The sequence below is a fragment of the Waterburya agarophytonicola KI4 genome, from assembly GCF_020640915.1.
In the GTDB taxonomy this organism is placed as follows: Bacteria; Cyanobacteriota; Cyanobacteriia; order Cyanobacteriales; family Xenococcaceae; genus Waterburya; species Waterburya agarophytonicola.
This window is the reverse complement of the sequence record NZ_JADWDC010000028.1, coordinates 1-24,569: the sequence shown is the minus strand read 5'-3', so window position 1 is coordinate 24,569 and position 24,569 is coordinate 1. Positions and strand designations below refer to the sequence as shown.

The 24,569-nt window shown below is 37.1% G+C and carries 21 protein-coding genes; 14 read left to right on the top strand and 7 right to left on the bottom strand.

The window, feature by feature from the left end; genetic code table 11:
• Positions 1-321: 321 nt before the first annotated feature.
• A complete protein-coding gene (locus tag I4641_RS12295; RefSeq protein ID WP_229640825.1) occupies positions 322-720 on the top strand; it encodes a DUF4112 domain-containing protein in 399 nt (132 codons plus the stop codon).
• A gap of 119 nt (positions 721-839) precedes the next feature.
• Positions 840-1,085, top strand: a complete 246-nt coding sequence (locus I4641_RS12290; RefSeq protein WP_229640824.1) for a hypothetical protein — start codon at positions 840-842, stop codon at positions 1,083-1,085.
• Between the two features lie 134 nt (positions 1,086-1,219).
• Here the strand turns inward: I4641_RS12290 and I4641_RS12285 are convergent, their stop codons facing one another.
• The 5 genes from I4641_RS12285 to gloB all read right to left on the bottom strand — a co-directional run bounded on the left by I4641_RS12285 (position 1,220) and on the right by gloB (position 6,510).
• Positions 1,220-1,378, bottom strand: coding sequence for a YqaE/Pmp3 family membrane protein (locus I4641_RS12285; protein ID WP_229640823.1), 159 nt, complete (start codon positions 1,376-1,378; stop codon positions 1,220-1,222).
• 47 nt (positions 1,379-1,425) lie between these two features.
• Positions 1,426-1,716, bottom strand: coding sequence for a sll1863 family stress response protein (locus I4641_RS12280; protein ID WP_229640822.1), 291 nt, complete (start codon positions 1,714-1,716; stop codon positions 1,426-1,428).
• A gap of 118 nt (positions 1,717-1,834) precedes the next feature.
• Positions 1,835-2,965, bottom strand: a complete 1,131-nt coding sequence (locus tag I4641_RS12275) for a glycosyltransferase family 4 protein (RefSeq protein WP_229640821.1) — start codon at positions 2,963-2,965, stop codon at positions 1,835-1,837.
• 157 nt (positions 2,966-3,122) lie between these two features.
• Entirely contained in the window at positions 3,123-5,276 is a 2,154-nt protein-coding gene (locus I4641_RS12270) for a calcium-binding protein (RefSeq protein ID WP_229640820.1), read from the bottom strand.
• A 460-nt stretch (positions 5,277-5,736) separates the two neighbouring features.
• The gene (gloB, locus tag I4641_RS12265; protein ID WP_229640819.1) at positions 5,737-6,510 is read right to left on the bottom strand and encodes a hydroxyacylglutathione hydrolase; all 774 of its coding nucleotides are present in this window, start codon (positions 6,508-6,510) and stop codon (positions 5,737-5,739) included.
• 147 nt (positions 6,511-6,657) lie between these two features.
• On the opposite strand from gloB, the gene I4641_RS12260 reads away from it, so the two are divergent.
• The 10 genes from I4641_RS12260 to I4641_RS12215 all read left to right on the top strand — a co-directional run bounded on the left by I4641_RS12260 (position 6,658) and on the right by I4641_RS12215 (position 20,242).
• Positions 6,658-8,721: an ABC transporter ATP-binding protein gene (locus I4641_RS12260; RefSeq protein ID WP_229640818.1), complete on the top strand. Its 2,064-nt coding sequence runs from the start codon at positions 6,658-6,660 to the stop codon at positions 8,719-8,721.
• 71 nt (positions 8,722-8,792) lie between these two features.
• The gene (mnmG, locus tag I4641_RS12255; protein WP_229640817.1) at positions 8,793-10,712 is read left to right on the top strand and encodes a tRNA uridine-5-carboxymethylaminomethyl(34) synthesis enzyme MnmG; all 1,920 of its coding nucleotides are present in this window, start codon (positions 8,793-8,795) and stop codon (positions 10,710-10,712) included.
• 94 nt (positions 10,713-10,806) lie between these two features.
• Positions 10,807-12,339 (top strand): lipopolysaccharide biosynthesis protein, encoded by a 1,533-nt coding sequence (locus I4641_RS12250; protein ID WP_229640816.1) that lies wholly within the window; start codon positions 10,807-10,809, stop codon positions 12,337-12,339.
• Between the two features lie 59 nt (positions 12,340-12,398).
• Positions 12,399-12,947, top strand: coding sequence for a class I SAM-dependent methyltransferase (locus I4641_RS12245; RefSeq protein WP_229640815.1), 549 nt, complete (start codon positions 12,399-12,401; stop codon positions 12,945-12,947).
• Positions 12,948-13,075: 128 nt separating this feature from the next.
• On the top strand, positions 13,076-13,813 hold the full coding sequence (locus tag I4641_RS12240; RefSeq protein WP_229640814.1) for a sulfotransferase domain-containing protein: 738 nt from the start codon (positions 13,076-13,078) through the stop codon (positions 13,811-13,813).
• Positions 13,814-13,838: 25 nt separating this feature from the next.
• Complete coding sequence (locus I4641_RS12235) at positions 13,839-15,083, top strand: glycosyltransferase (protein ID WP_229640813.1); 1,245 nt, start codon at positions 13,839-13,841, stop codon at positions 15,081-15,083.
• Positions 15,083-16,033 (top strand): glycosyltransferase family 2 protein, encoded by a 951-nt coding sequence (locus I4641_RS12230; protein ID WP_229640812.1) that lies wholly within the window; start codon positions 15,083-15,085, stop codon positions 16,031-16,033. The genes I4641_RS12235 and I4641_RS12230 overlap by 1 nt, the downstream gene beginning before the upstream one ends.
• 35 nt (positions 16,034-16,068) lie before the next feature.
• Positions 16,069-17,397, top strand: coding sequence for an EpsG family protein (locus tag I4641_RS12225; RefSeq protein WP_229640811.1), 1,329 nt, complete (start codon positions 16,069-16,071; stop codon positions 17,395-17,397).
• 6 nt (positions 17,398-17,403) lie between these two features.
• Complete coding sequence (locus I4641_RS12220) at positions 17,404-18,150, top strand: sulfotransferase domain-containing protein (protein WP_229640810.1); 747 nt, start codon at positions 17,404-17,406, stop codon at positions 18,148-18,150.
• A 175-nt stretch (positions 18,151-18,325) separates the two neighbouring features.
• Positions 18,326-20,242, top strand: coding sequence for a two-component system response regulator (locus tag I4641_RS12215; RefSeq protein WP_229640809.1), 1,917 nt, complete (start codon positions 18,326-18,328; stop codon positions 20,240-20,242).
• Between the two features lie 19 nt (positions 20,243-20,261).
• Here I4641_RS12215 and I4641_RS12210 read toward each other — a convergent pair whose 3' ends face one another.
• Entirely contained in the window at positions 20,262-21,218 is a 957-nt protein-coding gene (locus I4641_RS12210) for an NAD(P)H-dependent glycerol-3-phosphate dehydrogenase (RefSeq protein ID WP_229640808.1), read from the bottom strand.
• 32 nt (positions 21,219-21,250) lie between these two features.
• On the opposite strand from I4641_RS12210, the gene I4641_RS12205 reads away from it, so the two are divergent.
• Positions 21,251-21,394: a hypothetical protein gene (locus I4641_RS12205; protein ID WP_229640807.1), complete on the top strand. Its 144-nt coding sequence runs from the start codon at positions 21,251-21,253 to the stop codon at positions 21,392-21,394.
• Between the two features lie 165 nt (positions 21,395-21,559).
• The gene (gene dnaK / locus I4641_RS12200; RefSeq protein WP_229640806.1) at positions 21,560-23,488 is read left to right on the top strand and encodes a molecular chaperone DnaK; all 1,929 of its coding nucleotides are present in this window, start codon (positions 21,560-21,562) and stop codon (positions 23,486-23,488) included.
• Positions 23,489-23,750: 262 nt separating this feature from the next.
• Here dnaK and I4641_RS12195 read toward each other — a convergent pair whose 3' ends face one another.
• Positions 23,751-24,134 (bottom strand): hypothetical protein, encoded by a 384-nt coding sequence (locus I4641_RS12195; protein ID WP_229640805.1) that lies wholly within the window; start codon positions 24,132-24,134, stop codon positions 23,751-23,753.
• Positions 24,135-24,569 lie beyond the last annotated feature (435 nt).

Genomic DNA, 24,569 nt, shown 5'->3' with positions numbered 1-24,569 from the left:
TATAAGAAAAGCTTGAAGAACTTGTGAGGATTTTGAAATAGTGGTTCGTCCCAAAGCTAAGAAATACTGCGATCGCTAGTGAACTAGCCAACTTTGGTTTTTCCAACAAACAAACAAACATAAGTTAAAACGTAAATTCAGTACTGTTTAAGACTTTAGAAAATTTACTGAATCTCCGTCAGTAAAGTATTATTGTTTTGGATAAATCCTGATTCCTATACCGGTCAAGATATATAAAAAACTTCTACCTTGGGATAGAAGAATTGGGAAAGCGATCGCTTTAAGATAGTGACTAAATATATAATCGAAATTAATCATTAAATGGATAAAATTCAACAGCTAAAAAATCTCAATAAGATTCGTAAGATAGCAAAATTACTAGATTCTGCTATTGGCATCCCTGGGACTAAAATTCGCTTTGGATTAGATCCAATCTTAGGCTTGATTCCTGGTGGTGGCGATTTAATAACCGCAGGAATTTCAGCTTATATGATTTATTTGGCTGCACGTTTTGGATTAGACAATTCGGAAATATTCAAAATGATTAAAAACGTAACTATAGAAACTGCTATTGGTTCTATACCTATTGCAGGAGATATTTTTGATGCTTATTTCAAAGCAAATATTCGCAATCTAGAAATATTAGAAAATCATATTGCCAAAACTGAGTTTGACGATCCAACTATTGCAGAAAAAACCTTAACAGTAGTATCATCATAGACAAATATTCTTCTCGATCGTGAGCTTAAATTGACAAAATATATCCATCATGGGAGGGATTGAATTATTAAGTAGCTATGTAAATATAGCGACTATAGTAATAGTTGTTATCTAAAAATATGCTTCAAGGAATAGAATTAATTAATTGTGCTAAAGCTAGTGCCAAACAAGGAATTATAGTAGCTGCTCAAAATTGCGGCTACGCTGAAAACATTGGTTTATTTATTGAAAATTTGAATAAAGCTTGTCAAGAAATAGGTGTTAATATCAGCGAACTAAATGACTTAATTACCGACCAGCAAGTCGCTCAAGAAAACAGAAAAATAATAGAAATATCCCCCATACAGCCTACAAGTTATAATTAAATATCATGCATAACTCCTTAATAATTCCTTATTCATCAAAAAACTAAGACAAATAAGGAATCATATTCGTGGGATACCCGTGACTAATAACCAATGACTTCTAATACTTAAAGTCGTTTCTAGCAAAAGATATATTATTCCTTAGCTATCACCCATACCGCGTGAATAATACCAGGAAGATATCCAAACAAAGTAAGCAAGATATTAATTAACAATTGCTTGCTTACACCTGTTTGTAGAAAGACTCCCAAGGGAGGTAGAAATACAGCGCAAATAATTCTGACAATATCCATTTTATTATTAATGTTGTTTTACTTAGTTTAATTAAAATTTTGAACAATTAAAACTTAGCGATCGCATTTCTCCAGGCACTATCTAATTCCGTCCAAGCTTTTTCAAAACCTTGTTTAATTTCCGTCCAAGCTGCTTCCTTACTGTGTTGCAATTCTTGAAACTTTGCGCTTGCAGTATCTCTTGCTGTGTATAGTTGTGCCAGCTTATCCCGATATTCTATCTTAGCCTCAGCTTTAGCGCGACCGCTTTTAGCCTTTAATTCATCTATTTGAGCATTTAATTTATCAAGCTGTGCTTTAGCCTTCTCTTGATATGCTTGCCTAGTTTTATCTTCCATTGTTATCAGAAATATATTTTCTTGCTAAAAGATATCTGGGTATAATCATACCAAATACAAATAGGTTCAGAATCTAACTAAAGTTAGATATCCCTGGGAAATCTAAAGCTTCTCTGCTTTAATTCAAGGCGAGATCGAATATGCGGCTGTATTCCTGAATAATTTGCTCGATGTCATAATCTACCATCTTTACTTGAGCTTTCTGAGCAATAGCAGCAGCACTATCCGAATCACTAACAATATGTGCCATTGCTCGGGCTAAATCATCTGTATCCCCCAACTCAACCAACAATCCGCAACCATCCTCCAGCAAATCTTGAGTACCGCGAATATTAGTGCCAATCACAGGAGTATTAAGACACATCGCCTCCATAATACTACGGGGCAATCCTTCTTGTTGAGAAACCAATAATACCGCCGTGGCAGCTTGAATTAAAGTGGGTATATCCTTACGAAAGCCCAAAAAGTGAATTTGTTCATCTATGTTCAATTCTTGAGCAAGCTCCTTCATTTGCTCCATCAAAGGGCCTTCTCCAGCCAAAGCCAGATGCACCTGAGAGTTATCCAATTTAGCTAAAGCATTTAACAAATCTTGATGTCGTTTGCGGGGAGTAAATTCAGCAATAGACAGTAACAAAACATCAGTAGCACCCAAGTTCAATTCTTGACGCACTTCCATAACATCGGCTTCTGAAACTCGATTAGAAGCATAACGTTTCGTATCCACACCAATACCGCGAGTATAATAAATTCTCTCTTCAGGTAGAAAATTATGCTTTTTGGCAGCAGTTGCGTCTTCGTGATTAATCGTAATCAAATAATCAGTCCAACTCCCTGCTAACTTCTCCAAATTAAAGAAAATAGCATTCTTAATCGGACTACCACCACGATAGAAATGAAAACCATGAGCCGTATAAACTACTTTGGGTTTGGTCAAATTTCTCAAAGCGAAGCGGGTAACAAAGGCTGCAATGGGAGTATGAACGTGAACTAAATCGTAATCCCCTTGGGTTACTACTTCCTTAACCCGTTTGACTCCCGATAAAAGATTTTGTGGATCTAATACATTCCTCGACCATTGTATATCCCAAACGCGATCGCAAGCAGCCACACATTCTTCATCTTCGGAAACTCCTTGTGCCATACTATCAACTTGCCAACCCAAGCTTTTGAAGTGATGGACAAAGGGAAGCAAAAAACTGCGAATTGTAATTGGGACAGTGGTAACAATCAGTAGTTTATAGGTCATAGAATTTAATTTATTTAAATATTTAAACATAGATGTTATTAACTGTTCGATCGTAACCGTCTTGCTATAAATGTAAAGTCACAAGAGATCTTTTAGGCAAAAAAGCTGGACTCCTAATTTATTTAGTCCAGCTTTGCATCTATAATCAGTACAGAATTTACATATCGATGAAATTGCTCGCGCTCAAGCGATCCGAACTAACATTTTGTACGATGGCAAATTGACTGTCATTGAAGGACAAAATACTATCAACATCACCAGTAATTTCGATAGATTCAAAATTATATCCATTGCCCAAAGCAATACGATCTTCACCTAAATTGAAGTCTTGAATTGTGTCAGTGCCATAAATATGACCTTTAAAGACAAATATGTCTCGACCATCACCGCCATGTAATGTATCGTCTGCACTATTGCCAAACAAGATATCATTATCATTCCCACCTTTGAGGAAATCTTTTCCTCCACCACCTCTAAGGGTATCGTTGCCAATATTACCAATTAAAATATCGTTATCACTACCGCCGAATAGGTTGTCTCGATCTGCGCCACCCTTGAGAGTGTCGTTATCACTACCACCGAATAGAGTATCATGACCATCGTAACCAAGTAGGCTGTCTCTTCCTTCTCCTCCACCTAGAACATCATTACCCGCTCCAGCATCGAGTAAGTCATTACCTTCTCTTCCTTCTAAATAATCATTCTTTTCTAGACCTTCGATAGTATCATTGCCCAGACCCCCAAACAAAACATCATCTTCACTCGTTCCCACAATCATTTGGTCTAAAGGCTCAGTAACAGGGTTGCTAGTTTGACCAAACACTACATAGCTTTCTCCTGTATTAACTCTAGTCTCAGAATCTGCTCCACTCGCACCGATAATTACATCATCAATTCCATCGGCATTGATATCTCCCGCATCGCTAACAGATCTACCTAAATTATCATTAGTATCAATACCATTGAGGGTATAACCATTTGTTCCATCGAGAGCGGCTAAATCTATATTTTCACTAAATCCTTCATTGCTACCAAATACTATATAGCTTTCTCCCGCGCGATATAGATCGTTAGGAGCAGCATAAAATGCACCGATAATTATGTCATCGATACCATCAGCATTAACATCTCCCGCACCACTAACAGAAAGACCTGCGTTGTCGTTGCGGTCTATGCCAGTCAGGCTAAAACCATTTGTTCCGTCGAGGTCAGATAATTCTAGACTTGCACTAAGTGCTTCATTGCTACCAAACAATACATAACTTTCTCCCGCACTATTTATGCCGTTGGGAGAAGCTAAATTTGCACCAATAATTATGTCGTCAATACCATCAGCGTTGATGTCTCCTGCATGGCTGACAGATGCCCCTGATGAGTCGAATTCTTCTTTGCCATTGATGACAAAACCATTACTACCATCAAGAGAATTCAATTCTAAATTGCTACCAAATCCTTCGCTATTACCAAATACTACATAGCTTTCCCCCGAATCATCGGCATTAGGATCGGCACCATTTGCGCCAATAACTAGGTCGTCAATACCATCGGCGTTGAAGTCCCCTGCACTGCTGACAGATGAACCTGAGGCATCAGCAAAATCAATGCCGTTGATGACAAAACCATTGTTGCCATCAAGAGAACTTAATTCTAAACTGCTACTAAATCCTTCGCTATTACCGAACACTACATAACTTTCTCCTTCGGCATCATTCTCGTTGACAGAAGCAGAAGACGCACCAATAATTAGGTCGTCGATACCATCAGCGTTGAGATCTCCTGCACTGCTAACAGATGAGCCTGAAAAATCTTGAGGATCGACACCGTTAATGACAAAACCATTGCTACCATCAAGAGAACTTAATTCTAAACTACTACTAAATCCTTCGCTATTACCGAATACCACATAGCTTTCTCCTGACGCATTATTATCATTGGGAGAAGCAAATGGTGCGCCGATAATTAGGTCGTCGATACCATCAGCGTTAACATCTCCTGCACTACTAACAGATAAGCCTGAGGAATCACCCAAATCAATACCATTGATAAGGAAACCATTACTACCGTCAAGAGTGCTTAAGGGAAGACTGTCAGAAAATCCACTATTGCTACCAAACACTACGTAGCTTGTCCCCGAATCATTGTTATTAGGGTTAGCACCAAATGCACCAATAATTAGGTCGTCGATACCATCGGCGTTGACATCTCCTGCACCACTGACAGATGAGCCTGAAAAATCTGCTCCACTAATACCACTAATGATAAAACCATTACTGCCATTAAGACTAGATAGATCGAATGTTGGATTAGTCATAGTTGAGATAAGAAATTAATAAAAAACTATTTACTAGAGATAAATACATTAAAGACAATTAGAAACGATCTTTATTTACTGCAACTTGATATCCTTGGTAAGTATCAAATACATTAATTAATAGCGATCAAGCATGGTGTCGAATAATTATGTATAAACAAAAAAAATACTTTTAAGATTGGATTGTCATGTATTTTCACTAGCTTAGATCAGTATAGTTTATGGTATCTTTAAATGTAAATTGCTGATTTCACTTATACTATTGACTAGTGATATCACCTAATAATAGGTATTTATCTGGATTATTTTGACAAAATTCTCTATGTATTAATAATTATTGAAACGTAATTATATGGCTTTGTAAATTACAAGAGATAGTGTTTTTTTGTTGAATTACAATACTATTTTTTATCGAGAGTAACTTTATAATTCTTAGATTTAATTCCAAGAAATTTTGAAATTAAAACAAATCTTTCATCCCTCGAATGCGTCCAAACACCCTAACAGGTTCTTTTACTTTAGCAATAGTTTGTATGGCGGGAGTATCCCAACGCAAAAATGGATTAGTTTGTTTTTCGATCCCTAGAAGTGAAGGTACGGTTGCCATACCTTGCTTTCTAGCTTGTTGAACTGCTTGATATCGCTCTTGTAAAATCAGATTGTTACTGTCTACAGTTATGGCGAATTTGAGATTATTCAGAGTATATTCGTGAGCGCACCAAACACGAGTATTATCGGGAAGTTGGCGTAGTTTGTCGATCGAATTAAGCATTTGAGAAGGAGTACCTTCAAACAGTCTGCCACATCCTCCTGCAAAGATGGTATCACCGCAAAACAATTCTCCTGTTTCTTCTGTTGTAGAGGGGGGAAAGTAGTAAGCTATATGAGCGCGGGTATGTCCTGGAACAAAAAATACTCGTCCTCTATGGCGAGAAAATTGGACTGTATCGTCTTGTTGTAGAAAAACTTGCTGGTGAGGAATTCTACCCCTGTCTTTTATACCTCCATAAACGCAGAGATGGGGAAAATGCTCGATTAGTTGTTGGTTTCCTCCAACATGATCGTAATGATGATGGGTGTTGAATATAGCTACTAGCTGGCAGTCTATTTGAGTTAAATAATCTAAAATAGGTTGTGCCACAGCAGGATCGACTACTGCTGCTATTTTTTGTTGAGTATCGGATAGGACAAAGACATAATTGTCGGACAAAACAGGAATACGCTTAATTTCCATATTATGAGGATTATACTCTGGACGTTTCTAGGTAACGTATTCCATCATATTAGGTAAATATTCTATGGTGTGATTTTTAAACAGATATCCATCGCGAATATAGCGATCGCATATTCTCAGTCACTTGAGATCTGATGAGGAAATTATATGTTTAAAAATTCCACTAATAATTTTTTATTCGATCTGATAAAAAGTAAGCCAATATATTTTGTTGCTTCTTTGATTTTGAGTTTGGTTGGTATTATTCTAAATATTCTGGGGACGATATTATTAATTTCTATCTTAGTAATTGCTTTAAATAATGGGGATAATATTGCGATCGCCCACTTCACTTCCTTGTTGAAATACTTGTTTTTTTTAGCAGATTTTTTCTTCTCTAGCGATCGACTGGTTATTAGTTTATGTTTAATTGCTGTAATATTTTTTCTGGAAAAAATAATTAATTACATTAATGCAATTGTAAATATAAAGCATACCAATCATCTAGTTTATCAAATGAAGCGAAAGGGAATCGCCTTGCTGTGTAAACTAGATTTGAATTATTATACCCAAAATAAAACAGGTGATATTTTATTTAAGATTAATCGAGAGATTGATAAAACTGCTTTAGGGATTAAAAGTATTCAAACAATATTAATTACTGGGGGGACAATTTTAATTTTAGCGGTTGTTTTGGCTTCAATATCTTGGTCGCTAACAGCGATCACATTAGTTTTAATTGTGATATTGTTTATTGTTAATCATTTTTTTGTCAATCAATCTAAGCAACAAGGAGTTTTATTAGCCCATAAATATCAAGTATATAACCGTAAGTTGGTTGATTTCTTAACGGGAATTAATCTAATTAAAAATGCTGCTAATGAAGAGCAAGAATATCAACAGATCATCAATTTGGTTGAAGATAAAAATAGAACTGAATTAAGAAGTAGATCTACTTTACTTTTAGCTAATTCGATCAATAAAATTAATCAAATAGCAATAATTCTTACTTTGGTCATTAGTGGTTATTATTTATACGACCGCCATATTCAATCAATTATTCCTATTTTGTTAATATATTTAGCAGTTTTATTGAAGTTGCCATCTGCCATTAATCAGTTAAATAATGCTAGAAATCAATTTAAAAATAACCAACTCAGTATAGAAATAGTAGCCAAGTTTTTACGAGAAAAAGAGAAATCAATTATCCAATCGGGGAATATTACTTTTACTAAATTAAAAACTAGTATTGAACTGGATAATGTAACCTTTGCTTATCCCTATCATGGTCGAATAATTTTAGATAAAATCAATTTAAGTATTCCTCAAGGAAAAACCATGACCTTAGTTGGTTTTACTGGTGCGGGAAAATCAACTTTAGTTAGTTTACTATCTAGAATTAACGAACCAATTGAAGGCACAATAACCATCAATAATAAAGATATTAAAGAATATACTCTTAGCAGTCTGCGAAAGTCGATCGCGACAATCGATGGAGAACCATTTTTATTTAATAATTCCCTTTTATACAATCTTACCTATGGCTTAGAAAATATTACTGAATCTCAGGCGATCGCTGCTACCAAGATGATTGACCCTGATGATTTTATTGCTAAATTGCCTCAAGGCATCTATACCGAGATAGACGATCGCACAATTATAATTTCTGAATTTCAAAAACAACTAATTGCGATCGCACGAGCTTTATTATTAAAACCCGAAATCGTTATTTTAGACGAACCTCTCAAAAAATTAAATAAAGAAGAGGGAGAAATAGTTCAAAATGCTCTAGATAAATTATGTCGCGATCGCACCACCATAGTAATTACAAACAAACTAAATATTATAAAAAAATCCGATCTAATCGTTATTTTAAATAAAGGCAAAATAATCGAATCTGGAACACATCAAGAATTACTCAAAAATGGTAATTTTTATCAGCGTATGTGTTCGACACAGTTTAAAAGCAGCCAGCAATCTCATCAACAAAAACTAGCAAAAAAAATAGCTCAAAAATTAGCTCGTCAGACCAATAATAATCTCTCCTATGAAATTCATAACAATCTTAATTATTTACTCAACTATTTACAATTAGTTAATGACGTTGCGATCGACGATGATGGAGAACAAGAAAAAATTCTGGATGAATCCTATCAATCTGCTAAAAATATGTTAGCCAGTCTGCGAGAATACGAACGCAAAATTTCGCGAGGATTTAAGCAAAACGATTAAATAGAATTACAATAGATCATAAGAACCAATAAGAACTAAGTTAAGAAAAGATCTCAGTTCGTAAAATTAACATGACCGTATCTCATCCTGTAGACTTTCAAGACGCTTTCGACATCATTGTGGTTGGAGGCGGACATTCTGGCTGCGAAGCAGCATTGGCAGCAGCAAGACTAGGCTGTCGTACTTTAATGCTGACTCTCAACCTCGATCGCATTGCTTGGCAACCCTGTAACCCTGCGGTGGGTGGTCCAGCTAAGTCTCAGTTAACCCATGAAATAGATGCGTTAGGGGGAGAGATCGGCAAAGTAAGCGATCGCACTTATCTCCAAAAACGAGTGCTAAATGCTTCTCGCGGCCCCGCGGTATGGGCATTGAGAGCGCAGACCGATAAAAGGGAATATGCCCTAGTAATGAAGCAAATCGTGGAAAATCAAGAGAATTTGAGTATCCGCGAGGGAATGGTAACGGACTTAGTCTTGGGTAGAAATGATGAAGTAATCGGTATCGAAACCTATTTTGGGACTTGTTTTGCTGCTAAAGCAGTCATTCTGACTACGGGAACTTTCCTCGGTGGTAGGATTTGGGTGGGCAACAAATCCATGGAAGCTGGGCGATCGGGGGAATTTGCCGTTACGGGTTTGACCGAAACTCTCAATCGATTGGGTTTTGAAACGGGCAGACTCAAAACAGGTACGCCAGCTAGGGTCGATCGGCGATCTGTCGACTACAGCAAAATGACTCCCCAACCAGGAGATGAAACAGTCCGCTGGTTTAGCTTCGACCCCGAAGTCTGGGTGGAAAAAGAGCAAATGAGTTGTCACATGACTCGCACTACCGCCGAAACCCATAAAATTATTCGCGACAATTTACACCTATCTCCTGTATATGGTGGTTGGGTAGATGCCAAAGGGCCCCGTTATTGTCCTAGCATTGAAGACAAAATCGTTCGTTTTGCCGATAAAGAAAGCCATCAGATCTTTATCGAACCCGAAGGTAGAGACATTCCTGAACTTTATATTCAGGGATTTTCGACGGGATTGCCCGAAAAATTGCAGCTTGCTATGCTGAGAACTCTTCCTGGGCTAGAAAGCTGTGTCATGCTACGTCCAGCCTATGCCGTGGAATATGACTTTATTCCTGCTACCCAGTGTTTTCCTACTCTAATGACCAAAAAAGTAGAAGGGCTATATAGTGCGGGACAAATTAACGGCACAACAGGCTACGAAGAAGCAGCCGCCCAAGGTTTAGTAGCAGGGATCAATGCGGTCAAGTTTGTCAAAGGCGAATCAGAAGTAATCTTTGCACGAGAACAAAGCTACCTTGGTACGTTGATTGACGATCTATGCACCAAAGACTTACGCGAACCCTATCGCATGCTGACTAGTAGATCGGAATATCGCTTAATTTTGCGCTCGGATAATGCAGATCGCCGTTTGACTCCTTTGGGTCGAGAAATCGGTCTAATTAGCGATCGCCGATGGCAACTATATAGCGACAAGCAAGAGAAAATCACCGCCGAAAAAGCCAGACTAGAAAAGACTCGCATTAAAGAACAAGAAGAAGTAGGAATTGCGATCGCTCAAAAAACGGAACACAAAATAAAAGGCTCGATCGTCCTAGCAGATTTGCTGCGTCGTCCTGGTTTCCATTATGCCGATCTGCGAGAGTATGGTTTAGATACTCCCGATTTAACCATAGCCGAAACTGAAGGAGCAGAAATTGATATCAAATATTCTGGCTATATTAAACGCCAACAAACTCAGATCGACCAAATTAGCCGTCATACCCAACGCAAACTACCCCAAGACTTAGACTACCTGACAGTAGAAACTCTCAGGATGGAAGCCAGAGAAAAGCTCAATCAGGTCAAGCCCCTAACCGTCGGACAAGCCACCCGTATTGGGGGAGTAAATCCCGCCGATATTAATGCTTTGTTAGTTTACTTAGAAATCCAATCCCAAAAAAAAACAACACAACTAAACCGCGTCTGATTTGAACGGAGAAAATACTAGTTTCTCGTTTTTTATGATATTTTTACCTAATTACTGAATACTTGAAACCAGCAAGTTAACCTAGAGCTAATTAGTGTCAAAACAGCAAAATGTCTCTTCCCATACTCAAGTTCGAGACTACTTTAATACAGATCATTTAAAAGCAGACTTAAAACAGCGATCTGTTAAAGGTGGCATAGTTACCATTGCTGCCCAAGCCAGCAAATTTGCCTTTAAGTTTGGTTCGACTATTGTATTAGCTCGTTTACTTCTTCCTGAAGATTACGGTCTGATCGGTATGGCAACAGTAATAATTGGCTTTGTCGAATATTTCAAGGACTTAGGACTATCAACTGCAACTATTCAACGTCGAGAGATTAATCATCAGCAGATTAGTACCTTGTTTTGGATTAATCTAGGAGTTGGTTGCTTGGTTGCTTTAATGGTTGCAGGTTTAGCCCCTGCGATCGCCTCGTTTTACCACGAACCCCGTTTAAAAAGTATTACTCTAGCTTTAGCGATTAATTTTGTTTTTGGCGGTTTAACAGTACAACATCAAGCATTGCTAAGACGGCAAATGCAGTTTACTAGCTTGGCAAAAATTGAAATCATAGCCATGGCTATGGGAGTCGTTACGGCTATTCTTGCTGCCTATTATGGGCTGGGTTATTGGGCGTTAGTTGTGATGCTGATGGTGACAGCAATAGTCAATGCTATTGGTGTGTGGGTGGCTTGTCGTTGGCGACCGGGATTACCGCGAAAGGACTCAGAAATAGGCTCAATGTTGGCTTATGGAGGTAATTTAACTGGTTTTGGCTTAGTTAATTATTTTTCTCGCAACCTAGACAATGTTTTAATCGGTCATCGTTGGGGATCGTCAGCATTAGGACTTTACGACCAGGCATACAAGTTATTGCTCTTGCCAATTCTACAAATTAATGGTCCGATCAACAGCGTGGCATTGCCCACTCTCTCTAGTTTGCAAACCGAACCAGAAAAGTATAAAAAGTATTACTACAAGGCAATTTTGTTGATTTCTACTTTAGGAATGCCCATTGTCGCCTTTATGTTTGCCTGTACCGAACCCCTGGTTTTGACTTTACTGGGGGAACAATGGTCGGAAACTATACTTATTTTTCGCTGTCTCGCTCCTGCTGCTTTTGTCGGTACGATTAACGTTGCCGAAGGCTGGGTATATCAATCCTTAGCATCCACACACCGCATGTTTCGCTGGGGTATAGCTTCTTCCATTCTAAATGCGATTATCTTTGTTTGGAGCGTTCAGGGGGGAATCGTTCATTTAGCGATCGCCTATAGCATTTACTCGATGGCGATCAAGCCTATTTCCCTGATTTACTGTTACCAAAAAACACCTTTAAAGATAACCGAATTAATTAAGACCATTCATCGACCAGCCATCGCATCCCTTGGGGCAGCGGCTTTAGTGGCAATGATTGAATATTGGTCGATAATTCAGACTCAAGTTTTAATTGATTTATTGGTTTATCTAATTCTTTATGGTTTGAGCTATCTCTTTATTTGGTTACTATTACCAGGAGGTCGTTCTATATTATTGGATCTAGTGCAGATGGTAAAAAATCTGAAAAAGAACAAAAGATCAAGTTAATCGAGTTGTATTATCAAGATCGAATACGATCGCTTTGTAAAATTACGCTTTTGGAAATTATGAATACATCCCCTATTTCTCAGCCCCCAGACACTTTTTTTCCCACCCAAAAAAGTAAATTACACTTGGGTTGTGGCAATAAAATCTTGCCCGACTACGTTAACGTTGATATTTACGCAGCACCAGGTATAGATGTGGTTTGGGACGTCAATCAGGGAATTCCTTTTGCTGATAATTCTTTTGCTGAAGTATTAGCAGTAGACTTTATCGAACATATACAGCCAACTAATGCTATTTACTTGATGAATGAAGTTTATCGAGTTTTACAACCACAAGGTATCTTTAAAATTCATGTACCCGAAGCCCCAGGCATTACTGCCTATCAAGACCCCACTCATATTTGTTTTTGGAATGAAGAGTCGTTTGATTATTATATAGGCGGACATTTTCGTCGGGAAAACTATGGTGTTTACTATGGAATTACCGCCAATTTTGCCATGGTCTCTTTGCAAAGAACTAGACATCTGTGGAAAAAGTTTTTTAAAACTTGGAATATTAATTATTTAGCTAATTATTTATTGGATGTAGAACTAAAAGCTGTCAAATAAATAGTGCAGTTCCAAATTATTTCATAAAATGAAGCTCCAATAATTTTTCAAACTTAATTTAATTGCGATCGGGGAAATAAATAAAAGTGAAAAGCGTTCTAATATATACCGTTCATAAAGCAGCGTCAATGTTTTTACATAAATTGACGATAGATGTTGCTAAAGAGTTTAAAATCCCCTATTACTCGATCAATAACAATCGCTATTTTAATAAAATCAAACAACAATCTTGGAATAATTTTATCGATAGTTGTGAGGAACAAGCTTGCTTTGGCCCGATCAGAACGGGGTCGACAAAAACAATCTTTCCTGAAGCCTTAGGGGAATATTCAATTATCTTGCATCTACGAGACCCCAGAGATGTTTTAACTTCTTTATTTTTCTCTCATACCTACAGTCATGCCAAGAGAAAAGGGGGATTTAATCCAGACGACAATTTAAGAAATAAATGGGAAGAAGAAGGTATTGACAAATTCGCTCTCGATAATCTTCCAACCTATTTAGAAAGATATCAACTTTTAACTTCAACTTTGCTCGATCGCCCTAACGTTCGACTAATTAAATACGAAGATATGGTATCTAATTATCCCGAATGGCTCAAGAGTTTTTTGGCTGGATTCTCTCATCTAGATATTCCCCAAAAAAGCATCCTGGGATTAATTAATTCTCCCAATTCTATCGATAACATTCAGCAAAAGTTGGCAGACAAATACAATCATGAATTTACTATTCCTCAATCTGAAGATGTTTATCGTCATAAAAGAAAAATAGAGCCAGGAGATCACAAAGATAAACTAAAACCCGAGACAATTGAACTTTTAAATCGCCAATTTGCTCCGATTTTAAAATTATTATCCTATGAATAAAAAAGTAACTTAAATATTAAATATAATGCGAATTGCTTTTTTTATCGATAAGTTTCCCATCCTATCTGAAACTTTTATTTTAAATCAGATTACAGGATTAATTGATCGCGGTTATGAAGTGGATATATATTGCGATCGCGGTGGAAATCGGGCTGAAATGCACCCCGCAGTTGAAGAGTATCAGCTTTTACAGCGTACTTACTCCACCTTTATTCCCAGGAATATTATTTTACGCTGTTTGAAGGGAATTATTTTATTCCTCCTGAATTTTTTAAAAGCACCCCAAACCGTACTAAATTCTTTGACCATAAAGTCGGGAAACTCCCCCTACGGAGATTTGGCAGATTTTCTCAAACCTCTTTATCTAACCGTACCCCTATTAAATAAAAAGCCCTACGATATTATTCACTGTCACTATGGTCGTAATGGTCTTAAGGCAGTTTTACTCAAAGATTTGGGAGTAATAGAGGGAAAGATAGTGGTTGCTTTTCATGGCAACGATATATCTCGCTATCTCAAAATACACGGCGATCGCATTTATGATTATTTGTTTGAGCGTGGCGATTTATTCCAGCCTATCAGCCAGCACTGGTCAAAAAAACTAATCGCCTTAGGGTGCAATCCCGACAAAATTGTCATTCATCATATGGGGATTGATTGCGATAAATTCATGCCCCCTCAAGATAAAAACACCGATCCAGAAGAGATTTTAATTGTTAGCATTGCTCGTTTGGTTGAAAAAAAAGGCTTGTCTTATGGCATTCAAGCGATCGCCCAATTGATCCTTCAATATCCTCAATTGAAACTGCAATACCATCTAGTTGGGGATGGTGTTCTAAAACAAGAGCTAACCAAGCAAATAGAGCAATTAAAAATGAAGGATCGAGTCAAGTTACTCGGATGGAAAAAACAACAAGAAGTTCGGGCAATTATAGATCGGGCAGATATTGTTCTCGCCCCTAGCGTTACTAGTCAAGAAGGTGATTGTGAGGGTATTCCCGTATCTTTGATGGAGGCAATGGCGCAAGCTATTCCTGTTGTCAGCACCTATCACAGTGGTATTCCTGAATTGGTTGAAGATGGGGTAACGGGATATTTAGTCCCAGAGAAAGAAGTTGATTCTTTGCAAGACAAACTAGATAATTTAACTAATAATTTTGATTTACGACAAAAGATGGGTCGAGGGGGACGAGCTAAAGTAATGCAAGAATTTAATATCGCTTTATTGTGCGATCGCCTGAGCCAAATTTATCAAGAGCTTGTATCTTAATGATGTCAACACCCGAAAGACCATTAGTAAGTGTTATCATCCCGACTTATAAGCGTGGAGAGTTGGTTTCTAGAGCGATTAATTCAGTATTAGAGCAATCTTATCAAAACCTCGAAATCATCGTTGTAGACGACCATTCTCAAGACAATACAGCCGATGTTGTTGGGGAGATCGAAGACGATCGCCTCCGCTACTATTGTCATTCTACTAACCAAGGGGGATCGGCAGCTAGGAATACGGGTATTAAGTTAGCAAGGGGTCAATACATTGCTTTTCTCGATTCTGATGATGTTTGGCTGCCTCAAAAACTAACCATACAGCTACAGGCGATCGCCAATCGAGCAGTCAATAGAGATTGGGCGGTTAGTTATACTAAGTTTCAAAAGAGCAGTACGGTATTCTATCAACCATCTGTATTGCCCCGACGGGGTAAAAAACCCCAAGAAACTATTGCGGATTACTTTTGGTTGGGTGATGGAGAAACACTAACTAGTACCCTTTTGGTTTCTCGCTCTTTAGCCGTAGCCCATCTGTTTCAAACCAATTTACGCAAACATCAAGATTTAGATTTTGTCTTAAATTTAGATTTCCAGGGAGCAGAATTTATTTTCGTCCCCCAGCCATTAACTATTTGGCACAACGAATATAGAAGCGATCGCATTTCTCGTCTGAATGACTATCAACTTTCTCTAGATTGGATCGAAGCCTATCGAGGCAAAATTTCTGAGCGATCGTATCAAGGTTTTCTGCTTAAAGAAGTAGTACCCAAAATGTTGCGTGATGAGAAGACCAAACCAAGAGGAATTAAACTACTGAAAGAAGGTTTTTTTCAAAGAACTATTTCGATTAATTTCTTACTATTTTTGATGCTGCAACAAGTCGTACCCAAACAATACCAAAACTATGTAAAAATACTTTTTTCTAGAATTAAACTAATCAAAAATATCTAAATAATACCCCACATTAGATTTAAACTCTTGTCATTATGCTCGATTATTCCTTTGACAAAATTAAAAATATTAGCAACCTATCTGAATTAAGATTGCCCGTACTCTTTTTGGGTTTTGCTTTGTGGGTGACCGTGCCAATTATCGGTATTTTTCCACTTTTACTTTCAATTCAGCTTTATTTAATTACCCCAGGAAGTAAAAAGCCAAAACTGGTTTCTTTGACTAACATACTCTTGATTTTAGTAGTTTTAACCGTTAGTATTTATGCTTCCTCTATTGATGTTTTTGCCGATACAAAAAACTATTTAGATGTTTATCAAACTATAGATAACAAAGGAATATTTGACAATGAATACGTTAGAGATAGATTTGAATTTGTTCCTTTTGCCTTTCTGTATCTAATTCATATTTTAACTAATGGTTCGGAATACTGGTGTTTATTATTATTCTCTTTATCTATTAACACCCTGGTTACTTTTTTCATTAGCAAAAAATTTTCAGATCGATATTATCCAACTTTTCTAATTCTGGTATTTTCAACTTTTTTCTACTATTCCCATGTTTTCTATATGCGCCAATTTCTATCAATTGTCTTAATGTTAATGGCAATTGTTTATCTAGAATCAAATTGGCTGCTTTTCATATTTTGGTCTTGTCTGGCACTATTTTCTCATTTTAGTACCGCACTATATATTGCGCTGTGTACCGCATCCAAAATCTTCTTTTCAATTAAAAAGAGAATCAAAATAAAACACCACAAAAACAATAAAGTTTTCTTTTATATCTTTTTGGGATTTATTTTATTTATAGTACTTTTTCTAGGAATACAAACTTATAGCAATCCCAAGGCAATTTATAGTTATGTTAGCAGCATATTAGAATTCTTACCCCACAAGAGTCTTAGTACTTCCATACAAGATAGAGTAACCATCTATGATGGTCGAGATACAGCTTTGTTTACTTTAACTATTTTTCGTGTAATTGCGATCTTCTGTATCGGTGTTTTCATGGCGATCGCAGGATACAAAAAACTTACGCCAAAATTACTTTCCCTAGACTTAATTTATATTCTCTCTTTATTTCAAATAGCTTTTATTCTGGTTACGGGGTTTAATCAAAGACTGGCATTTTTTTTCCTAGCATTTTATGGCTTTTTGTTTCATATAGGATTAGACACAGAAAACAAGCTTAAACCCTTAGGAATAATATCCTTACTAACTATGTTTGCCGCAGCGGCAAATGTTTTTAACTTTTTAACAATTCAAGTAACAATGATTGACAGTGATGGTTGGTCTTTCTTTGATGGTCAACCTTTGGTCATGTCGCTGTACGATTATATCTTGTATTTCTTTCAATCTATCTAAACCTTTATGTATGTAGTTGGCTATCCAAAATCAGGTAACACTTGGCTTTGTTTTCTCTTAGCATATTGTCTCAATGCTGAATATGACGATCTTGATGCTCCTGGGATTCATCCCACCAATGACTATCAACGTCAGTATGTCAAAGGCGGCTTTGATCGCCCTAGCTATCAAAACCAGACTGGAAAAATCCTCAAAACTCATCGCCAAGACTTAGAAGAAATATCCCTAGAAGATCCTGTAGTATATTTGGTTAGGGATGGGCGAGATGTAATGGTTTCTTACTATTTTTTCAAAAATACTTACTTTTACGCTCGCAATTTACCTTTTTGGAAGAGGTTTTTATTTCAAATACGCAAATCACTTAAAATAAGTTCCAATAGTAAATCCAACTATAGAGATTTTTCTGCTTTCTTGCAGCAATATACCCCCGAGTGGATAACTCATATCTCAATTTGGCTGGAGAGAAAACCTACTGCAATTATCCGCTACGAAGATTTAAAAGCCGATCCCGAAGCAACTCTAAACAAACTATTTGCCCAGCTTAATGTCACCGTTGCTTCTGAGATAATCCAAGAAGCTCTATTTATATTTGATTTCAAACAGTTATCTCAACGCAAAGAAGGAGAAGAAGATCGAACTTCTTTTTTTCGTAAAGGTATTGTTGGGGATTGGCAAAACCATTTTTCTCGTGGAGATCTTAATTTTTTTCAACAACAAGCCGCTAAAGTAATGAGTCGGTTAGGTTACGATTAATTAGCTCAAATAGATTCCTCTTTTGATTATTTCATTTGACTGCCGTACTCAAACAATATAAAAACTGTCGTAGATCACACCTGGCGATCTTTACTGGGTGTTATCAATGTATTGTGTATTGAAACAATTCATAATATCTAATTTTTATAGACTTTAAGTTCTAGGCTAAATAGAAATGGAAAATGCAACATTAGTTAGTCAAAAATCGACTTTAGCAACCGATAATATTTTAATAGTCGATGATACTCCCGATAACTTAAGGTTGTTGTCCAAAACTTTAATTCAAGAAGGTTATAAAGTTCGATGTGCTGTCAATGGTTCGATGGCACTATTAACTATCAAAGCAAAGCTTCCAGATCTAATTTTATTGGATATAAATATGCCTGAAATGGATGGATTTGAAGTTTGCAAACAACTCAAATCATCAGATATTACTAAAGATATTCCTGTTATTTTTGTCAGTGCTTTAGATGAAATGTTTGATAAGGTCAAGGCATTTGAATTAGGAGCAGTAGACTATATCAGCAAGCCATTTCAAATTCCTGAAGTGTTGTCGAGAGTAACCAATCAATTAAGCTTACAAAATTTAAAAAAACAATTAATTCAAAAAAATCAGCTTCTAGAAATAGAAATTATTAATCGCATTGCAGCAGAAGCAGAAATACGTCAACTGAATTTTGAATTAGAGCAAAGAGTTATAGAAAGAACCCTACAACTCAGAACAGAAATAAAAGAAAGACAGGAAATACAAAAAGAACTAGAATATTTAGTGTGGAATAATTCTTTGACAGGATTACCTAATAGATTGTGGTTGATCAAAAAGCTGAAAAACATTCTCGGTAAAATTAGAATTGCTACAATTATTTTAGATTGTAATCGCTTTAAAATTATTAATGATTCTCTCGGTCGTCAAGCGGGGGATGTGTTGCTTCAGATGATCGCTCAAAGATTAAAATCACAAGTCTTGACTGAGGATCTAAATGTTTATTTAACCCACTTTGGAGAAGATAAGTTTGCTATTGTTTTAGAAAATATTCAAAATGATAGTTGCGCCATCACCGTCAGTCAAAAAATACATCAAATTCTAAGTTATGCCTTTTTAATCGAAGAAAGAGAAATTTTCATTACCTTTAATATCGGCATTGTTATTAGCGATCTTAACTATTCAAAGCCCGATGATATCTTTAGAGATGCAGATTTGGCAATTCAAAAAGCCAAAAGCTCTACCAATCACTATTACCAAGTTTTTGACGCGACAATTAAAAACAATACTTTAGAAATTTTAGAGCTAGAAACAGACTTACGAATTGCCCTAAAAAATCAAGAATTTCACCTCAACTATCAACCAATAATTTCCTTTAATACAGGAACAATTGTTGGTTTTGAAACCCTAGTGCGTTGGAATCATCCCCAAAAAGGCTTTATTTCTCCAGCCAAGTTTATTCCCGTAGCAGAACAAACTAATTTGATTTTGTCTTTGGGAATGTGGATCTTACAACAAGCTTGTCAGCAAATTCGGATTTGGCAAGATCGATTAAATCGCCAGTACATTGATTTTACAGTTAGCGTCAATATTTCGGGCAAGCAATTCGAACAGGAAGACTTTATTGAACAATTAGATCAAATAATTGCCGATACGGGGATTAATATCAAACATCTTAAATTAGAAATTACCGAAACCCTCCTAATGAATAATACAGAGATTGCCGATCGCATATTCAAGCAACTAAAAGCACGTCAAATACAACTTGCGATCGATGATTTTGGTACTGGTTATTCTTCTTTGAGCTATCTAGATCGTTTTCCTGTAGACACCCTTAAAATAGACCGTTCTTTTGTCAGTCGTTTAGATGAAGAAAATCAGGCTTCTACTATCGTTAGAGCAACTTTGGATTTAGCACATAATTTAGGTTTTAATGTCGTTGCTGAAGGAGTAGAAAATATACGACAAATCGAACAGCTAAAAAATTGGGGTTGTGAATTTGCTCAGGGATATTTCTATTCCAAACCGTTAGATCGAGATTCTGCTTGGCAATTTCTCCAGGAAAATCTCATCAATACCAACGCAATCCAAACAAAATTAATTATTTAGAGCGATCTCCAATTAGCAATCATTCATTGGTTATTTCAAATTCAATATCGCAAAACTCTGGTTTGAGATCTCGTTCCATCAAAGCTTGAATCGCTTCAACAGGGGTTATTTTGCCCCGTAACAAGCGATGTACCTGTCTGGCAATGGGAACGGCGATCGTTTCCATGTCGGCAATTTTAATCAGCACATTAGTAGTATTAACCCCTTCTGCCGTACCTTCCAATTCTGCTAAAATCTGCTCTAAAGTCTTGTCTTGAGCTAGTCCATAACCAACTTGGTAATTGCGAGAAAGAGGACTGTCACAGGTAGCAATTAAATCTCCTAAACCAGATAGACCAAAGAAAGTTTCCCCCGAAGCACCCAAATGAGTACCGATTCTAATCATTTCAGGTAAAGCACGAGTTAATAAAGCAGCTTTAGCATTTGTCCCCAAATTCATCCCGTCACAAACCCCCGATGCGATCGCAATTACATTCTTTAAAGTTCCTCCTAATTCTGTCCCGATCGGATCTTGATTGACATATACCCTAAAAGTATCTGAAGCAAAAATATCCTGCACCTTTTCCGCAGCAGCCAGATCGTTGCTAGCTACCACCGTAGCTGCGGGCAAACCTCTGGCGATTTCTTTAGATAAATTAGGTCCCGATAAAACTACCACGGGGTTATCTGGAAAGGCAGCTTGCCAAATTTGCGAAGGAGTGCGAGTTGTTTCGGGGTCTAATCCTTTGGTTGCAGTAACAATTATCTTATCTGAAGACAGATTGAGCTTTTTTAACTTAGCAATAGTCGCCATGACTCCTTTCATCGAAACTGCCGACAAGACAATAACTGCGTCTTTAACTATAGATTCAAGAGAATCAGTACCACGATGAGACCAAAAACGGATATCATGGCTATTACTTTTTGCGATCGCTCCCAAGGCAGAACCCCATACTCCTGTTCCCAAAATGGCGACAATATTCGATTTAATATTCACTCGTTACAATCTCAAATAGTACTTTTTATCTTTTGTTTATTAATACTTTAGAAGAGATTTCGCTTTTTATGAGAGGGGCATACAAAAATAAACACGCTTTTTGGTTTATTCCTTTATCCTCAAAGAACGTAGCTCGCCAACCGTCACCTCAAGGTTCGGAAAACTACACTACCTAAGAACTGTCTTAACCTTGCACTATGTATACAGATGATTAGACAACTGAGGGGAGATAAGCAAACCGATAGGAGTTGTAGATCGTCCAAAGCATTATATTTATATATTGCACTGCAAGAAAAATAGTTTTAGTTTTAGTTGTTAAATACGGAGTATTTGTTTAAAGTATGGCAAAAGTTGTTGGTATTGACTTGGGAACTACTAACTCTTGTGTAGCAGTGATGGAAGGGGGAAAACCCACAGTTATCGCTAACGCGGAAGGTTTTAGAACCACCCCCTCAGTTGTTGCTTACGCAAAAAACGGCGATCTTTTAGTAGGTCAGATCGCTAAACGCCAGGCTGTGATGAACACTGGCAACACCTTCTATTCTGTTAAACGCTTTATTGGACGCAAGTTTGATGAAGTTAATAACGAAACCAAAGAAGTAGCTTACGAAGTTACCAAAGATGGTAACGATAACGTCAAACTTAACTGTCCCGCACAAGATAAAAAGTTTGCACCAGAGGAAATTTCCGCTCAAGTTTTACGTAAATTAGTCGAAGACGCAAGTAAGTACTTGGGTGAAAAAGTTACCCAGGCGGTAATTACTGTTCCTGCTTATTTCAATGATTCTCAGCGTCAAGCTACTAAAGATGCTGGTAAAATCGCAGGGGTTGAAGTCCTACGGATCATCAACGAACCTACCGCAGCTTCTCTAGCTTATGGTCTAGATAAGAAAAGTAACGAAACTATCCTTGTCTTTGACTTGGGTGGCGGTACATTTGATGTTTCCATCCTAGAAGTAGGTGATGGTGTATTTGAAGTACTTGCTACTGCTGGCGATACTCACCTTGGTGGTGATGACTTTGATAAAAAAATCGTTGACTATCTAGCAGGGGAGTTCCAGAAAAATGAAGGAATCGATCTGCGTAAAGATAATCAAGCTTTACAACGTCTTACTGAAGCAGCAGAAAAAGCTAAAATCGAGCTTTCTAGCGCAACTCAATCAGATATTAACCTTCCTTTCATTACAGCTACTCAAGATGGACCTAAACACTTGGATGTGTCCCTCACCAGAGCTAAGTTTGAGGAACTATGCTCCGATCTGATTGATCGCTGTCGTATTCCTGTCGAACAGGCTCTCAAAGATTCCAAACTTGCTAAGGAAGCCATCGATGAAGTAGTAATGGTGGGTGGTTCGACTCGTATTCCATCGATTGTTGCTGTTACCAAAAAAGTGTTGGGTAAAGATCCCAACCAAACTGTAAACCCCGATGAAGTAGTAGCAGTTGGTGCAGCTATTCAAGCTGGGGTGTTAGCTGGAGAAGTAAAAGATATCCTACTTCTAGACGTTACTCCTCTCTCCCTTGGTGTTGAAACCTTGGGTGGCGTAATGACTAAAATTATTCCCCGCAACACTACTATTCCTACCAAAAAATCAGAAACCTTCTCTACCGCCGTTGACGGTCAAACCAACGTAGAAATTCACGTTCTACAAGGTGAAAGAGAATTTGGTAAAGATAATAAGAGTTTGGGAACTTTCCGTCTAGACGGTATTCCTCCCGCACCTCGTGGCGTACCTCAAATTGAAGTCACCTTTGATATTGATGCTAATGGTATCTTGAATGTAACTGCCAAAGATAAGGGAACTGGTAAGGAACAGTCCATCAGTATTACTGGTGCATCTACTCTTCCCGATGACGAAGTAGATCGTATGGTTCAAGAAGCAGAGTCTAATGCTACTGCGGATAAAGAGCGTCGCGAAGCAATAGACCGCAAAAACCAAGCTGATTCTTTAGTTTATCAAGCAGAAAAACAACTTACCGAACTCGGTGATAAAGTCTCTGCTGATGACAAAACTAAAGCAGAAGGTCAAATTAAAGATCTTAAAGAAGCTGTCGCTTCAGAAGACGATGAGAAAATCAAAACTCTTTTACCCGAACTACAGCAGACTTTGTATACCATTGGTAGCAATATCTACCAACAAGGTGAAGGTGCAGCAGACCCCGCACCAGGTGGCGCTCCTGATGGAGATGCTCCCACTGGTGATGCTCCAGAAGGCAGTAGCGAGGGTGGAGATGATGTGATTGATGCTGAGTTCTCTGAAACCAAATAGTCAATCGATTTGAGGATTGCATTGGGCTATTGATTACTCGATCGAGACACATTAATCAAAGGTGTGTCTTGATTAATTATCTAGTTCGATCTTTGAGTCAATATTATCAAAACTCGCAAGAGATAATGTATTAAAACGTACTGACATTTTTAAATAAATGTGTAACTTTAGATACAGCTAGAAAATAATTAAATATCTCGCGGAATAAACCTTAAGGGTTATGAGTTTCGCGATTTTTTGTGTTTTGAATAACATAGAGAGTTCAATCCCAAGTAAATTTTCTCAACGTGCTATGAATTAAAGTATTTTCCACGATCAAGTTGAGAATTAATTCAATAATTTGTTCTCTTTCCCAATTGTTTATTTTAATTTTATCTTTAATACTTTTTAGTTCGATCAATAACTCAAAGGGTAATTTATCACAGGTAATATGATGGTCGCTATCTTGATCGAATCCCAGAATTGTACCAATTTCTTGTTTGTTACAACACCTATCTTCTATAATTAAGGACTCGCAGTAGTAATAAATCATATTAGTTTGCAATAGTTTCAATAAATTAGATCGCAAATCTGAAACTGTATAGTCAGAAAACTGCTCGGTCAAGTCGTCATCGCAATATTGATCGAAAAGTAGATCTGAATTCATAATTAATTCTCTTTTTAGATATTTCAAGAGATTATAGTGATTATCAAAAATTAAACCCTCTGTAAATACACAGAAAAATTTGCTTAAAAACAAAATTATTTTAATCAGGGGGAACGCATCTTAAATGAGCGATCATAGCGAATTGAGCAAAAAACAGAGAGAAGTCGAGGAGCAACAAAAGTAGTACTATAAACTTCGTAGCAATTACAAGCGCGTAACATCAGTAAGTAATTTGAAATGGATAAAGTTTTCTTTTCATTGTCCAAAGTCTAATTAGTAGGATGCCGATCTAGTGAGTGTTATGCTCTGACTTGGGATGATATCAAAAAGAAAATCGATCGCCTTTATGTTCGGTTCAATAAAGTATGCTTTAATTCCTTTCCAAATAACGAGAACCTATCCCACTAATAGTTGATAAAATAATAAGGTCGTTTG

Bases quoted from the DNA above. Each gene is read 5' to 3' on its own strand.
- I4641_RS12260 (WP_229640818.1), top strand. From the start codon at position 6,658: ATGTTTAAAAATTCCACTAATAATTTTTTATTCGATCTGATAAAAAGT.
- I4641_RS12240 (WP_229640814.1), top strand. From the start codon at position 13,076: ATGTTTTTACATAAATTGACGATAGATGTTGCTAAAGAGTTTAAAATC.
- gloB (WP_229640819.1), bottom strand. From the start codon at position 6,510: ATGGAAATTAAGCGTATTCCTGTTTTGTCCGACAATTATGTCTTTGTC.
- I4641_RS12280 (WP_229640822.1), bottom strand. From the start codon at position 1,716: ATGGAAGATAAAACTAGGCAAGCATATCAAGAGAAGGCTAAAGCACAG.
- I4641_RS12245 (WP_229640815.1), top strand. From the start codon at position 12,399: ATGAATACATCCCCTATTTCTCAGCCCCCAGACACTTTTTTTCCCACC.
- I4641_RS12235 (WP_229640813.1), top strand. From the start codon at position 13,839: ATGCGAATTGCTTTTTTTATCGATAAGTTTCCCATCCTATCTGAAACT.
- I4641_RS12290 (WP_229640824.1), top strand. From the start codon at position 840: ATGCTTCAAGGAATAGAATTAATTAATTGTGCTAAAGCTAGTGCCAAA.
- I4641_RS12285 (WP_229640823.1), bottom strand. From the start codon at position 1,378: ATGGATATTGTCAGAATTATTTGCGCTGTATTTCTACCTCCCTTGGGA.
- I4641_RS12220 (WP_229640810.1), top strand. From the start codon at position 17,404: ATGTATGTAGTTGGCTATCCAAAATCAGGTAACACTTGGCTTTGTTTT.
- I4641_RS12295 (WP_229640825.1), top strand. From the start codon at position 322: ATGGATAAAATTCAACAGCTAAAAAATCTCAATAAGATTCGTAAGATA.
- I4641_RS12215 (WP_229640809.1), top strand. From the start codon at position 18,326: ATGGAAAATGCAACATTAGTTAGTCAAAAATCGACTTTAGCAACCGAT.
- I4641_RS12225 (WP_229640811.1), top strand. From the start codon at position 16,069: ATGCTCGATTATTCCTTTGACAAAATTAAAAATATTAGCAACCTATCT.
- I4641_RS12275 (WP_229640821.1), bottom strand. From the start codon at position 2,965: ATGACCTATAAACTACTGATTGTTACCACTGTCCCAATTACAATTCGC.
- I4641_RS12270 (WP_229640820.1), bottom strand. From the start codon at position 5,276: ATGACTAATCCAACATTCGATCTATCTAGTCTTAATGGCAGTAATGGT.
- dnaK (WP_229640806.1), top strand. From the start codon at position 21,560: ATGGCAAAAGTTGTTGGTATTGACTTGGGAACTACTAACTCTTGTGTA.
- I4641_RS12230 (WP_229640812.1), top strand. From the start codon at position 15,083: ATGATGTCAACACCCGAAAGACCATTAGTAAGTGTTATCATCCCGACT.
- I4641_RS12195 (WP_229640805.1), bottom strand. From the start codon at position 24,134: ATGAATTCAGATCTACTTTTCGATCAATATTGCGATGACGACTTGACC.
- mnmG (WP_229640817.1), top strand. From the start codon at position 8,793: ATGACCGTATCTCATCCTGTAGACTTTCAAGACGCTTTCGACATCATT.